The sequence below is a fragment of the Streptococcus sp. 2022WUSS083 genome, assembly GCF_044427155.1.
GTDB classification, from domain to species: domain Bacteria; phylum Bacillota; class Bacilli; order Lactobacillales; family Streptococcaceae; genus Streptococcus; species Streptococcus hashimotonensis.
Window position 1 is genome coordinate 227,637 of the sequence record NZ_JAOTGK010000002.1, and the last position, 13,987, is coordinate 241,623.

The 13,987-nt window shown below is 34.9% G+C and carries 14 protein-coding genes; 5 read left to right on the top strand and 9 right to left on the bottom strand.

Features of this window, described 5'->3' with window-relative positions; genetic code table 11:
* Positions 1–8 precede the first annotated feature (8 nt).
* Together ODU41_RS03105 and ODU41_RS03110 are read left to right on the top strand one after the other, a co-directional pair.
* Positions 9–416 (top strand): hypothetical protein, encoded by a 408-nt coding sequence (locus ODU41_RS03105; protein WP_105154081.1) that lies wholly within the window; start codon positions 9–11, stop codon positions 414–416.
* A 180-nt stretch (positions 417–596) separates the two neighbouring features.
* Complete coding sequence (locus ODU41_RS03110; RefSeq protein WP_398578635.1) at positions 597–2,369, top strand: DUF262 domain-containing protein; 1,773 nt, start codon at positions 597–599, stop codon at positions 2,367–2,369.
* A gap of 92 nt (positions 2,370–2,461) precedes the next feature.
* Here the strand turns inward: ODU41_RS03110 and ODU41_RS03115 are convergent, their stop codons facing one another.
* From ODU41_RS03115 to dcm, 7 genes are all read right to left on the bottom strand, one after another.
* Positions 2,462–2,761 (bottom strand): DUF5960 family protein, encoded by a 300-nt coding sequence (locus ODU41_RS03115; protein WP_398578636.1) that lies wholly within the window; start codon positions 2,759–2,761, stop codon positions 2,462–2,464.
* Entirely contained in the window at positions 2,748–3,116 is a 369-nt protein-coding gene (locus tag ODU41_RS03120) for a hypothetical protein (protein ID WP_014636307.1), read from the bottom strand. Before ODU41_RS03120 ends, ODU41_RS03115 begins: the two co-directional genes overlap by 14 nt.
* The gene (locus ODU41_RS03125; protein WP_398578637.1) at positions 3,113–4,528 is read right to left on the bottom strand and encodes a Y-family DNA polymerase; all 1,416 of its coding nucleotides are present in this window, start codon (positions 4,526–4,528) and stop codon (positions 3,113–3,115) included. Before ODU41_RS03125 ends, ODU41_RS03120 begins: the two co-directional genes overlap by 4 nt.
* A gap of 4 nt (positions 4,529–4,532) precedes the next feature.
* A complete protein-coding gene (locus tag ODU41_RS03130) occupies positions 4,533–4,661 on the bottom strand; it encodes a hypothetical protein (protein ID WP_014636309.1) in 129 nt (42 codons plus the stop codon).
* On the bottom strand, positions 4,651–4,878 hold the full coding sequence (locus ODU41_RS03135; protein ID WP_015057852.1) for a hypothetical protein: 228 nt from the start codon (positions 4,876–4,878) through the stop codon (positions 4,651–4,653). Before ODU41_RS03135 ends, ODU41_RS03130 begins: the two co-directional genes overlap by 11 nt.
* Before the next feature lie 2 nt (positions 4,879–4,880).
* Entirely contained in the window at positions 4,881–5,570 is a 690-nt protein-coding gene (locus ODU41_RS03140) for an XRE family transcriptional regulator (RefSeq protein WP_204982253.1), read from the bottom strand.
* A gap of 110 nt (positions 5,571–5,680) precedes the next feature.
* Complete coding sequence (dcm, locus tag ODU41_RS03145; protein ID WP_398578638.1) at positions 5,681–6,937, bottom strand: DNA (cytosine-5-)-methyltransferase; 1,257 nt, start codon at positions 6,935–6,937, stop codon at positions 5,681–5,683.
* Positions 6,938–6,972: 35 nt separating this feature from the next.
* Between dcm and ODU41_RS03150 the strand changes: the two genes are divergently transcribed.
* A complete protein-coding gene (locus ODU41_RS03150; protein ID WP_239654304.1) occupies positions 6,973–8,610 on the top strand; it encodes an AAA family ATPase in 1,638 nt (545 codons plus the stop codon).
* Positions 8,591–9,871, top strand: coding sequence for an LlaJI family restriction endonuclease (locus ODU41_RS03155; protein ID WP_095456077.1), 1,281 nt, complete (start codon positions 8,591–8,593; stop codon positions 9,869–9,871). Before ODU41_RS03150 ends, ODU41_RS03155 begins: the two co-directional genes overlap by 20 nt.
* A gap of 21 nt (positions 9,872–9,892) precedes the next feature.
* Here ODU41_RS03155 and ODU41_RS03160 read toward each other — a convergent pair whose 3' ends face one another.
* Entirely contained in the window at positions 9,893–11,047 is a 1,155-nt protein-coding gene (locus tag ODU41_RS03160; protein WP_095456076.1) for a hypothetical protein, read from the bottom strand.
* Between the two features lie 344 nt (positions 11,048–11,391).
* Here ODU41_RS03160 and ODU41_RS03165 point away from each other — a divergent pair, with 344 nt between their 5' ends.
* Complete coding sequence (locus tag ODU41_RS03165; RefSeq protein WP_095456075.1) at positions 11,392–11,961, top strand: hypothetical protein; 570 nt, start codon at positions 11,392–11,394, stop codon at positions 11,959–11,961.
* Positions 11,962–11,999: 38 nt separating this feature from the next.
* On the opposite strand, the gene ODU41_RS03170 is transcribed toward ODU41_RS03165, so the two are convergent.
* Positions 12,000–13,955: a DNA polymerase gene (locus ODU41_RS03170; RefSeq protein ID WP_398578639.1), complete on the bottom strand. Its 1,956-nt coding sequence runs from the start codon at positions 13,953–13,955 to the stop codon at positions 12,000–12,002.
* Positions 13,956–13,987 lie beyond the last annotated feature (32 nt).

Below are 13,987 nucleotides of genomic sequence, written 5' to 3' on the forward strand. Positions count from 1 at the left end.
GGAACACTATGCGTTTTAAAGATTTTGGTTTGGAAGTAGTAACTGTTGAACGTTCGTCATTCGATTATAGCATGACCATCAATAAAAATTTTGTTACTTTTAGTAAGGGGATTGTTCAAGAGTTGGATTATCCTGCTCAAGTTTTGATTGCTTTCAATAAGGAAACAAGGGTTATGGGAATTCAAGTTTGTCGTGCCAAAACTAGAGGGTCGTTCAAGTTTTCAAAACCAGAGGGTGAGCAAAGGGGGATTGTTCAAGTCATGAATAAGAATCTGAAAGAAACTCTGCTTCATATCATGCCAGAGTGGAAAAGCGACAAACGCTACAAAATCGAGGGAATTCACATACCTGAAGATAAGGCTTTTGTTTTTGAGCTATCTAAATTTGAAGAGTTACCTGACTTCCGTAAGAAATAGTCTACAATTAAGGAATTATTAAGCAGAAGGAGCTATACCATAGTCACCTCTAAATAACTTTTTCTTTTTCATAATCTCCTTAAGACAAGAACACGATTGTTGTGTTCTTGCCTTTTTAATATTTTTATGTAAGCGTGTTTGTGGTATAATATAGTCAGATAGCGCTTAGGAGAAATTAATATGCGAAATGATATTCAGCCATCACTACAAACTATAAGATCTTACTTTGAAAAGTCAGAATTTTATATTCCCACCTATCAACGTCCGTATGCTTGGCAAGTTCCACAGTGTGAACAATTAATTGAAGATATTAATCTTCATATGGAAAACTTTGATGAAAGCTCTCAAGATAATTATTTTTTTGGTGCGGTTCTAATAGCACAAGAATCTGGTGAAGAGCATGATGTGACCTTGATAGATGGACAACAAAGGACGACCACTTTTATGTTATTACTGAAAGCTATTCTCTTAAAAATTGAGAGAGAGCTTGAAGCTTTGCCAGGTACTGATAATGATGCAAGAAGGTTAGTAAAACGCCTAAATGGTCTAAAAGAACAGATTGTAACCATGCTTTTCAGAATAACCGATGATGAAAAAGATGATTATGTTGATGGATTATACTATCCCACAGTCGAGAGAATTAAGTATGTAAACGATTCAATTTCTGAAAAATACTCTAGTGAAATACCAGTTATATTATTGGGAGAAAACTTTAATTCGATTAAGGAAAATGTCCATCAAATTTATCGTCGTCAAAAGGATAACAGGTATACTAACTTCTATAAAAATTTTAGATACTTCTATAACACATGTAATGAGTTGAATGCATTTAACCTAATAAATTTCGCTAACCATTTTATCAATAATTGCCAGGTTATCACAATTACGAGCTATAATACTGATCAGGCTATCAATATTTTCAATTCATTAAATGGAACCGGTGTTCCGTTGACACCGATCGAAGTGATTGTTTCTAAAACAACAGCAAATGCTTCTGATAGAAAAAATTTTGAACGAAACTGGCAAGAAATTGTACAACGTACTGATTCTGCAAGGCTAGACTTGAACTCATTAATTACTCACTATATTTTCGTTAAGCTATCAGAGCAGAATGGTGCTGACCGTAGGAATCCTGGTATAAGAGCATTCTTTTCAAAAAATAAATATCTTTTAAATGATGATGTTCTTTTTACAACTGAATTGGATAAAATTATAGATAATTATGAGAGTGTAGCTGATTCCATTGTGGGACAGTTACTAAGTAGACTAAATGGTAATTTACGTCCATTTATTAGTAGCTATCTATTCTTCCGAAGCGATAGTCGTTATTTAGATTACTTACTTCGATTAGGTATTTTAATTGAATTGTCAGAGTTATCTTATAGCCATAGGCATTTTAAAGGTTTTTTAGAAGAAATCAACTTGATGTATAGTCAAGTTGACTCAATTTCAACTACAGAATTGATAGATAAAGTAAAAAATCATATTCAAACAAATTTTGAATATGATGAAGTTAAACAAATACTGTCAGAAAGTGGTGTATCCAATTCGCTTCTCTATATTAATGAGTTTTTATTTGCAATAGAAACAGGGGCACAATTTAACTTAGAGGGGAATATCGATATTGAACATATTATGCCGCAAAGTGGTCGCAACCGTGAAAACATAATGTTAGATGCTGGTTTTGATAATCAAGAAGAGTTCCGTGAATACGCAGAAAAAATAGGGAATAAGATTCTACTTGAAGCTGATATCAATCGAGGTATTGGAGATGCATGGTTTAGAACTAAAAGAGAAAATAGTATTACTAGTGGTCACGGTTATATTGGCAGTAAATTTCCAATAGCTAAGTCACTTGTCAACTATCCAAAGGGTGTTTGGGCTAAAACTGAAATTGAATTAGCTACGGAGCGAGCAGCAAGACGGATTGCAAATTTTGTTTTTGAGAGATAATATTATTTTTTACAAAGATGATAGATTCAAAAGGAGCACATCAATTTAGATTTTATGAAGATTAAAAATAGGAACAGTCAGTTGAACAGTTCCTATTTTTCTGCTAAATATGTTGTAGTTTTCTTATAAGAATAGCGGTAGATTAGCGGATTTTCATCTATGGTACTTACCTCAAATATGAAGAAGTGATCGCGATTATCTCTAGCCTTTTCCTTATTTAGGACAAAGTAATTCTTACGAGAAGTTGCCATTGTTTTGAGGATATCATCAGTCAGAAAGGTCAATGGAATATTCATGTTGGAGTAGCGGTAGAAGTCACGTTCAAAATCTTGGTAGCTCTCGCTATAATAGTCCATTTGCAGGTGATTACGCTGAAATTCAAGCTGATTCATAGAGCACCTCCTCTACAAGTTCAATACTAACAATGTCTTTTAATTTCAAATTAATGTGACCTGTTGTAGTTTTTATTAATATGAAATCTTTGGTCAGACTTGGTATTGTTCCAGTATAGGAAACTCGATTGTTTTTTTCAACTACATGAATGCGCGTGTTCAGTTGCCCAGCATACACCTGACTGAGGAGTAATAATTTCTTCTCCAGTGACAAATCTGACATATACGTTACTTTGTTTGCATCGTCAGTGAGTGCTGATGTATGCTCAGATAGAAAAAAGCCCATCCATTTTTGCATCTTAGTATCCTGGTACTCTCTTGCTGACTGAAATGGTAAGTATGAACGGTCAATCATTTTAATCCCTCCAATCCACCAGCGGAATGACCGCCGATAAGTTTACTACGTTCAATATTTCTGGAACCTTCAGTTAGGACGGTTCCTTTTTGTATGGCTAAAAAGCCAAACTGTTCTCTGACAACATCAATAGCTGTCTGAAGTCTATTTTCTTTTTCAATTTGTTCTACATCATCAAATAGTGATAGTAGGGTATAGTTTTCATCTACAAAGCCGCTATAAGAGACACCGATTTGTCTCACTGCACCAGAGGTGTATTTCTTCCGGAATAACTCAAGTACATGACCAATCATTGTTTTTGGAAGATTTGCGGGGTCAATTTTTTTCTGAGCATTTATAGATTTTTTCATCTCAGTCCTAGAATAGCCAATATGAATTGAGACGACAGTAGCTTTCTTATGGGCTGAACGCAGTCGATTAGCAACCTGATCAGCCATTTCAGCTAATACGATTTCAATTTCTTTTTGGGTTCTGTAATCTCTAGGAAGTACTTGTGAGTTACCCAATCCTCGTGATTTTGGTTTATAGGGTTCATGGACGTTGCTCTCATCAACACCGTTTGCGTGAAACCATAGCTGAACACCAACTTTGCCGAATTCTTTTTTGAGAATATCAGGATTGAAATTGGCCAGTTCTTTGATTGAATGAATACCAAGTTTTTGTAAATGAATCTCGGTTTTACTACCAATCCCCCAAAAGTCTGTTAAATTTGGAATGGCCCATACCTTGGTTTCTACATCTTCGTATGACCAGTTCGCTCTCATTGTAGCAGTTTTTTTAGCTTCATTATCTAGAGCTAGTTTAGCTAGAAGTGGATTGGAATTGCTCATTCCAACAGTTGAGATAATACCTGTTTTACGGTAAATATCTCTTTGAATCATAGCCGAAACATTATCTAACTTATCTTTCCTTGACATTGACTTATCAGAAATAAAGTAAGAAAGTGAGCTAGTAAGGTCAATAAAGCCTTCATCGATTGAATAGGGGAGAATGTCATCTGGAGCAGCATAGTCTTGAAAGATATGTTGAATCTCTAAATTCTTCTCAATATATCTGTCCATTCTAGGAGGAACGATGAGTGTACGCTTTGCCCAGTGTTCGATAAAAGATTTATACCTCGGTGTTACCTCAATTCCTTGTTTCCATGCATTTTGATAGCTGAATTTTCGAGTGTTGATATCAAATGGCAAGTCGTAGGAACGACCTACATTTGCTTTACCGAAGACTTTCTTAAACATAGGAGAGGAAGCAAGTATTAATCCTGCAGAGTTATCTGCTCGGCTCATGACGCATAATGATGTATAGAGCGGATGTAAACCTCTATCTACACACTCAACCGAAGCGTAAAATGACTTCATATCGAGGAAGGCTATGTCACTTTGAGGTTCTATAGAGTAGTCAATATAGCCCATAAGATTATCTCCGTTTGAGTTTCTCTAGCTCTTCGATAAGTTCACCGATGTAATCAGTGATGTCGTATTCGAACTTATCAGGAGTGAAGATAATGCGTTCATCCTTTATGTAAATCATTTCTTTAACATTCATTGGAATTGTCATCCTCCTCAGTCATTGCAATCAAAATAGAATCCTCTATTAAAAAAGCGTAGGGATAGATTTTGGCATCCTCATTTTGAGGAATCAGAATCTCATCGAATCCTTCATTCTCTAGTCGCTCTTCAAAGTTGTCCATATTGAATATTTCAACTTTACAATCATGGTTGAAGCCATACGTTCCAAGTTCTAAAATATCTTTTAATTTCATAACTATACTCCCTCGACAGGCATAAAATGACCTACAACGAGACCGACAATTCTTGGTTCATCCTCATAAGGGATGAACTTTTCAGGATAGTCCTTATTCAAGGAAACCATTCTGAACCCATTTACTTCACGGTAGAGTTTTTTGATATAAACTGAGTCATTCCATGATAATGCATAGACAGCCCCATCGTAGTCGAAACCGTTCGAGCGTATAAGTGCGACTTCACCGCTCTTATAGACAGGCTCCATAGAATCTCCATCGATCCATGCGGCAATATCGTAGCCGTATTGTTCCTCATCAGAGTAGACAGTTTCAGTTTCAAACTCATCAAAGAATCCTTCTCCTAGACCAGCAGAAAGCTGAACATCTGCCAGCACTTGTACTGAGAAGAGGGGAGTGACATTTGTGGTTTGTTCAGAAAGTAGAAGCCCCTCAACATATTCCTCTGCCTTTACCTGATTATCAGGAGATAACTGAAGATAGTTATTGACGATATTGTATTCAGATTCAAAATAAGTGACTGGGACATCTAGGATTCTTGCTAGAGAGGTGAGGTTTTTTTGATTAGGTATATTTCTTCCGTTTTCCCAATTATGGTAAGCGGAACGATGAACATTTAATTGATTAGCGATTGCAGTCTGTGATAACTTTATTTCAAGTCTTCGTTGTTTTAATCTTCTGTGAGAAAACATTTTGTCCTCCTTTTTGTCTAGTTATAACTCAACAAAATTATATCAGAATATTTATATTTTGCAACTAGATTAAAAAAAAGCCTATCAATTCAATTGATAGGCTTTATATATTAACTGTTTTTGAGGACAGCCAGTATTTGTTTAGCGATTTCATGAATTGCTGGTACACATACAGAATTTCCAAATTGTTTGTAGGCTTGTGTATCAGAAACTGGAATTATAAACTCTTCAGGGAAACCTTGGAGTCTAGCAGCTTCTCGTGGAGTAATTTTACGTGGGTTTTTTCCTTTTTGTTCTATTAAAATTTCACTTCCATCTTTGTAGTATCGAGCTGAAAGTGTATTTGTATACGGACTATCAACGTTAAAAAGTGAGTAACCAAATCCATTTCCTTTTGTTTTATGTTCAGCTTTCCTTCTTTGATGACCTTCCCAAAGTTTATCGGAGATAGTATACTTTTCATCAACATCAGTTTGTAGAATATTTCCTAGTTTAGTTTCTACATGAAACGGTTCAGGGAAACGGAATTCACTAAAATTATTCACACAAGTTTTATCAAATCCAACTATATAAATCCTTTCTCGATTTTGAGGTACACCAAAATCTCTGGCCTTAAAAAGTACAGTAGATGTACTATATCCTAAATCCTCAAGAGTTGAGATAATTATCTTGTATGTTTTACCTTTATCATGTGTCTTTAGGTTTTTGACATTTTCAAGTAAAAAAGCTTTTGGACGTTTAGCTTTTATTATTCTAGCAACGTCAAAAAACAAAGTCCCACGAGTATCTTCAAATCCTAGACGTTTACCTGCTTGGGAGAAAGCCTGACAAGGAAAACCAGCAACGAGTATATCATGATCTGGTATAGTATTTTCATCAATCTGTGTGATGTCACCTTCTGGAGTATCTCCAAAATTAGTAATGTATGTTTTTTGAGCAAATTTATCCCATTCACTTGTAAATACAGTCTCTACTTCATTTGTTAATTGGAAACCTAATCTAGTTCCACCTATTCCAGCAAAAAGATCAATCATTTTGAACGGAAGATTTTCACTAATAATAAAAGGCGGATTCTTTAGAGAATTAAAAAAAGACTGAATACTGGACTGTTCGAGTTTTGAAGGATGTGTTTCTTCTGCTTCCCAACGTCTAATGGTTCTATCTCCAAATTTTTGAAGACCGAGTGCATCTGCTAATTCTTTTTGAGTGAGATTATATTTTTTTCGTAGATATTTTATATCATTTCCCGAAAGATTTTCTGCAATTGGAGTTTTTTTTGATAAAATATTGGTAGTAGTCAATTTTCTATTACTTTCTAAAATGTGTCTGTTAAAGGTCAAATTGTCCTGTAATTGACACTCTAACATATTTTATAATATTAGTCAATCTAGGAGGCCTAATTATGCTAAATGATTTAGGATTTATTTTTGATGAACAAAGCAGAATAGCATCGGAATTTCTATCAAAAAATGACACTGAGGTAATTCTCTCTAATGAATTTAAAGAGAATTATAAAGAACATATTGATACGGTAGGTGATGAAATTTATTTTGAACAGTATAATTCAAAATATCACACTAATGGTAAGTTTATAATAATTCCGAATCAATGGTTTTATCTTGCTTTTATAGCAGCTCCATATTACAAAGAATTTCTTAAATATAAATCCATCCTGTTGGACGGACTATCTGGCGATGATTTTAAAGAATTTTGCCAATCAGCTAGAAATGGTGAATTAGATGAAAATGTATTTGATACTATCTCAGTAGGTCTATCTGAAACTGAAACGTTATTTCTAAAGAAATTTGTTACCGATTATCATTGGTGGCATGGAGGGAAGGAAATCCACAGGGGTGATAGTTATATATCACCAATTTTAGCTTTATTAAAGTTAATTAATGCTTCCTCTGAACATGTAGCAATAATTGTAAAGAATCTAGTTGATGCAGATTTTGATTTAAGTGATGTGAATAAGTACTTTGAACTTGTTGAAATGGAAAGCCAAAGTATAGTTACTACCACTCATGACAATAGAAACCTTGTGGGTGATAATATTCTTCTCTATGGGGTTCCTGGATCCGGAAAAAGTTATAAAATTGCTACTGAATATTGCAATGATGAAAATAGAATGGAGCGATTAGTCTTTCATCCAGACTATATGAATACTGACTTTGTTGGTCAAATAATGCCTACTGTAAAAGATAATGGAGATATTACCTACCTTTTTTCACCAGGGCCTTTTACAAGAATTGTGAAAAAAGCAATTGCTAATCCTAGTGAACATTATTATCTTGTAATTGAGGAGTTAAATCGAGGTAATGCTCCCGGAATATTTGGAGAAATCTTTCAATTATTGGATAGAAGTGCTAGTGGTGAGAGCGTGTACGGTATTAACAATTCAATACTTGCTACGGAAATTTATGGTGATAAGTCTCATCAAATTAAAATCCCTTCTAACTTAACGTTACTTGCAACAATGAATACCGCAGACCAAAATGTATTCACTCTTGATACAGCATTTCAACGTCGATGGACAATGGAAATGATTGAAAATGATGTTGATTTATCGGAATATGGTAATTATTTTATTGCTGATACACAATATTCTTGGAAAGTATTCAACAAAGTTATCAATAAAAAAATTCTTGAGACTAGTAGTCAGACTCTAACTTCCGAAGATAAGCGAATGGGAGCATATTTTATTTCCGGTAATGTATTGAATATTGAAAGGATACGCCAAGTACCAGCAGGTGATTTTGGTAAAGAATTCAATAAAAAAAATAAACGCTTTGCTGAAAAAGTTTTGAAATATCTTTGGGATGATGCCTTCAAATTTAATCGTGAAGATATCTTTGATGTTGCTTTGTATCCAAGTTTAGAGGCAATTATTAAGCGATTCACGGATAATGATAATCCTGAAAATGGGCGTTTTGATGTTTTCGCAAAAGATATCAAAGAGGAGTTAGAAAATCTTAGGGAAGCAACTTTAATAGATAATAACATCGACACAGGAGAAGAAGATGCTGACAGTACCGAATAAATCCTTACTGGATATGTGTCGTGTTGCAACAAATATGGAAGGTGATACGTTTGTTGGTATTAAAGCTGAGATAATAGAAGGTGTACAAGAAGTTACTGTCAATTTTCCATTAGGTTTTGAGATTGCAAAAGATGCAGAATCAGCAAGAAGAGATATAATTGCCCTTGTTTCCGTCTTACAAGCTCATAATGATGAAGAGTCTCGCCTAAGAACTGTAGACGTGAATCAAGCTCTAAAAACGTTAAACTTTCCAATGGAGGCTTATACATTTGTTATACATGATTTTATTAATCGTGGTACATATTATAAGGAGACTGAAGAGTACTATATTCAAACTTTGGGAGGCCGAATTAACTGGTCGAGGACTATAAAACGTGTTCAACCAGTTGTTCAAGGAAATGGATTCAAATTTTTGAAAATGGAATCTAAAAAGCAAAGTGATACTGACATTACTCTTTTAACGGAAATAAACAAATTCTGTGTATATGAAGCGTTTCTAAATATGGGGTGGCTGTATCAGCTTCCTCTACCTGAAAAAGCTCGTATAAACTATAATAGATCTCAGTTTGAGTCTATTATCAAAAAAAAGATGGCTACAACTTTTAATGATATGGAGAGAAGACTTTTCCAAAGTATGATTGACATACTTAATTATAAGGATAGGCAAGAGGAACCGGATAAGTTTTATTTTGGAACTAATAATTTCCAATTTATCTGGGAAAATCTAATAGATTATACATATGGAATTGCCAATAAAACTTCATATTTTCCTAGAACAAAATGGGATTTAGTTTTTGAGACAAAAACTTCAAAAGGGTATGCACTAGAACCGGATACTATTATGGTTTACAATGATAATGTTTTTGTATTAGATGCAAAATACTACAAGTTCGGTCAAACTAACTTAATGAAAGATTTGCCTCCGTCAACAAGTATTAATAAGCAAATTACATATGGTGAGTATGTGGCAAATCAAGATTCGTTAAAAAAAATACATGGACATAATTCAAAAGTATATAATGCATTCTTAATGCCATTTTCGAAGAGTCACGAAATTTTTCAAACAGACGGAATGTATCAATATATCGGTGAAGCTCTTGGTGAGTGGAAGGGTCAGGATAAAACTTATGAGCGAGTTCAAGGTATTTTAGTCGATGTAAAAACTTTGGTACATAATTCTGCTAGAAATCGGACTCAGTATATCCAAGAATTATCCGATTTAATCTCCGAGAAGGTTGATGAAAAATTAGCAAATATGTAATAAGACTTTCAGTGATAATTTTCACTGAAAGTCTTTTTGTTTATTTCTATATCTTCTCTGAGAAGAAGCGTTCTTACAACTTTCAGAGCAATATTTTTTTATTGTATTTGACCTTTGAACATAAAATGGGGTGTTACATCCTATATTCTCGCATATTTTATACATAGCAATTTTAGGGTTTGAGTAAAATAAAGTGAAGTAAAATGCTGAAATTAAATCTGGTAAATTCCAATCAGGTAGTAAAGTATCTAAATTTATTTTAGGTTGGACTTTAGCTAATCCTCTATTAATTTCCAGTGCAAGTATTTCCTTTGACAAGATTAATAGTGCATTTTTCAAATCACTTGATTTCATAAAATTTGATAAGTCATCATCTTCAAAATTTAAATTCGCATTTGAAATATCGCAAATACCAACTTTACTGAAGAACAAATAAATGAAGTCAATAATGTGTGCAGTTATAGGTTCAAGATTTGCAGGCTTGTTTACATATAGATAAAAAATATCTTTTATAAAATCATCGTATTCTGAATTTTCAATTATGTCTTGATAAAATAAAAAATCTAAATCACATGTGTATCCGTTTTCGGAAAATTTATTCTCCACTTTTATGTACGTTGTTATTTTACCATTTGAAGAGGTATGTCTGGTTGTCATATCACTTAAGTTTTTTTCTGGTATTGAATTGCGAAGCACATGAAATGGAAACAAAGAGGGGAATATGAATTTACTTTTTCCAAGATTTAGCTCTAATTGTGGCTTACCAATTAATAAGAATGTACTTAATAATAATTCTTTGTATTCAATCGATTTGGCGATATTGTTAAAGATTGATAAAAGAAGTTTAAGTCTGCTTTGAAATTCAAGAATGTAATTAAACTCAATGCTATCAAAATTTTCACTACTTTCCCAATCAAATAAAAATCCATATTTATTTAAATAATCTACAAAGGTACTTTTGTTAATGGACAAGAACTCACCAAACGGATTATTTTTTTTTGAGTCTACATTACTTGTAACAAGACCTGTTAAGCTATCAAAATTATACTTTGCATAATCAGGTTTAGGTAAATGTGAGCAATATAATGTAAGTATCTCTTGACCAGAGTTCGGATCAAAAGTGTCTGTTAATGAATATTTTTCAATCTTATTTTTGAATGTAAATTTACTTTCCATTTATAGATTACTTTCTGGATTATTATAAAGTAATTCTAACCTAAAATAATTAAAAAAACAATAACGAGTTGTAATAATAATCGTTTTAATCGTGAACTTCAATTACGGGCTGTTTTCTATTACAATTTAGCTATGAGATGAGATATCTCTAAACGATCATCATTACTAAAACTGAGTCGTGACGACGACCATAATTTCAGACGTTTTGGTATTGATTACTTTTTCAGCTTGTGAAATTGGCTGACCGATAACATAGAGGAAAGTAACTATGCGGTCAAGAATATTTTTTGCATGCCTTGATTTGTCATGTGTACTTTCGGTATTAACTGGAAAGCCAATCAATCATGACAATCAATGTCAACTTTTTCAACTACTGCCAAGCTCAATCTTCATCGACTGGGGTACATCCAACTGAAGGTGAAGTACTAGCTCCCATGTTCGTACAGGATTACTACATGACTTCACATCATTCAGGTTTGCTACGTGGTACGTTTCGTCAATGTCGAATTATGGGTATTCCAATATTAACTGCCTTTGTTCCAGTCGCAGAAGAGGAATATGAACAGATGGTCTGGTGGTATAACAACTCAGTTAATGATTATCTCAAAGATTTTCGTAAGCCAAGTAAAAATGCTCCTAAGATTTCATCTTGGGAAGCATTCACAGAGAAACAAGATTTACCAGTTATCGATGATGGGATTGAGCTTTATCTATTCATGGATCAATTTGAGTTTTTGAAATCAAAACTTGCAGAATCAAACTTTCAAGCACCAGAAATTTTGGAAATGCTATTTGATGGTTATGAGAATAAGGAAATCTTTGAAAAACTAGGAGTACAGAAATCAGCAGGCTATAAAAAAGTCAATAATACTAAGAAAGAAGGGATTGAGCTTTACAAAGAATTAAATAAATAACAGAATCGCCATCTCAATTGTGAGGTGGCGATTTTTTGCTAATCTTTCTGATAGAAAAAGCATTCGTATCCATCGGCACGAAGGTTGATATCAGACAACCAATCTGGTGCAATTCCCATCAACGATGCAATCTCATCGAGTTTTTGTTCCCTTTGGCATTCGATTATTACTTCATCGTGGACATGGCCTACAATTTTAAACTCTTTTAGTTGCTTCAAAGAGTAAGCAAGGATGTCACGGCTGATAGCTTGTACAATGTTCTCCACAAATTTTGGACCGTAGCTTTCTAGCCTTTCCCAACGTTTGGCAGTTCCAGTTCCTTCGTAAGTGACGGACTCTCCACCGAACTGGTTCTCGCCAATTCTTGGCTTGATATACGCTAGTTTGCGACCAGAAGGAAGGGTGATGAACAATATGCCACTTTTGACTTCAAATTGAATACCGTGAGTAGATGTTGGAATTAGTTCCTTTACAGCAGTCTTTACAGCATTATCGACATCCCACCATAGGAGAACGATATTCGGATTAGCTAGTCGCCATGAGTTTACTAGTGGTTGGAGTTCTTCCTCTGAAAGTCCCATATCAAGTGCTCCCATGGCTTTAAGTGCACCAACTGACCCGCCATAGCCACAAGCCAACTCGGCAATCTTTCCTTTCTGACGCAGGTCGGAGTTTTGTCCATGCTTCTCAACTGGAACTCCAAACATCTGGGAAGCAGACATACAGTAGATGTCTTTGCCTTGTTCAAAGACTCTGCTCCGCCATTTCTCACCAGCTAAGTGAGAGAGCACTCGAGCTTCAATGGCAGAGAAGTCACACACAATGAATTTCTTTCCTTTACTAGGGACAAAGGTCGTTCGGATAAGTTGAGATAAGGTATCTTGTGTGTCGTAGAGTAGCTCAGTAGCTTCTAAGTCACCTGTTCTGAAAAGTTCTCTAGCTTCCTCTAGGTCAGGAAGATGGTTCTGTGGTAAATTCTGAAGCTGTACCAAACGGCCAGCCCATCGACCTGTACGGTTAGCTCCGTAAAATTGAAACATCCCCCTTGCTCGACCGTCCTTACAAACACAGTTCATCATGGCTTGATATTTGGATACACTTGATTTGGCGGCTTGCTGACGAAGTTTAAGAACTTGAGCAGTCGTATGATCAACCATTTTGAGAAGTTCTTTCACCGCTTTTTTGTCGAGTGAATCTGTAGTTACTCCATGTTCACGTAGCCAGCCAATCATCTGTAGAACAGAGTTGGGATTTTCAAGATCTGTTAATGCTTTTAGTTCTTCTTGGATTTTAGCTTTGCTTTCTGAATCAATTTTTATAGCAGCTTTGACAAAATCAATATCTATGCCAATACCACGGTCATTGATAATCTGATCCTGGTGGTACTCATCCCAAACAAAATCTGGTACTGGGAAGTTTTTTATCCTCTCCTTGATGGCCAATTCGACCTCAACATCACGTCTGTTGTAATCGATAAAGGTAGACCACTTGTGAGGTGCGTGACAAGGGAAGTTGCGAACTCTCCCTCCATTGATCTTAGTAGGCTTACAAGGTACGCAGAAATAGCGAATGAGGTCAGCCCCCTCTCTCATTTTTTGGTCTTTGAGTTTGAGAACTGTTCCAACTCCTTCAAGGGAGAGGGGAAGTCCTAGATAGGCTGACCAAATCATGCTACACCGCCATGAATTAGGCGAGAGAAATCCATCTGATAAGAATTCAGGATGATATTTCTTGAGCCAGTTGGATAGGCAAATTCGCTCAAATGAAGCGTTGAAAGCCCATTTGATGACTCTATCATCCACCAAGGTCTCAAGAATATCTTGTGGTAATTTCTCCTTAGTTAAGTCGTAAACAGTCACTGGTCCATTATCGACAGAAACCGCAAACAAAAGGATTTCAAAACTGTTATCTTCCGCATAGCGATAGACACCAGATTTGCGTAAGTCAATTTCGCAATAGGTTTCGATGTCAATACTAAGTTCTTTAATCGGCATAGTTTGTCCTTTCTGAAAAAGGTGACAGAAGT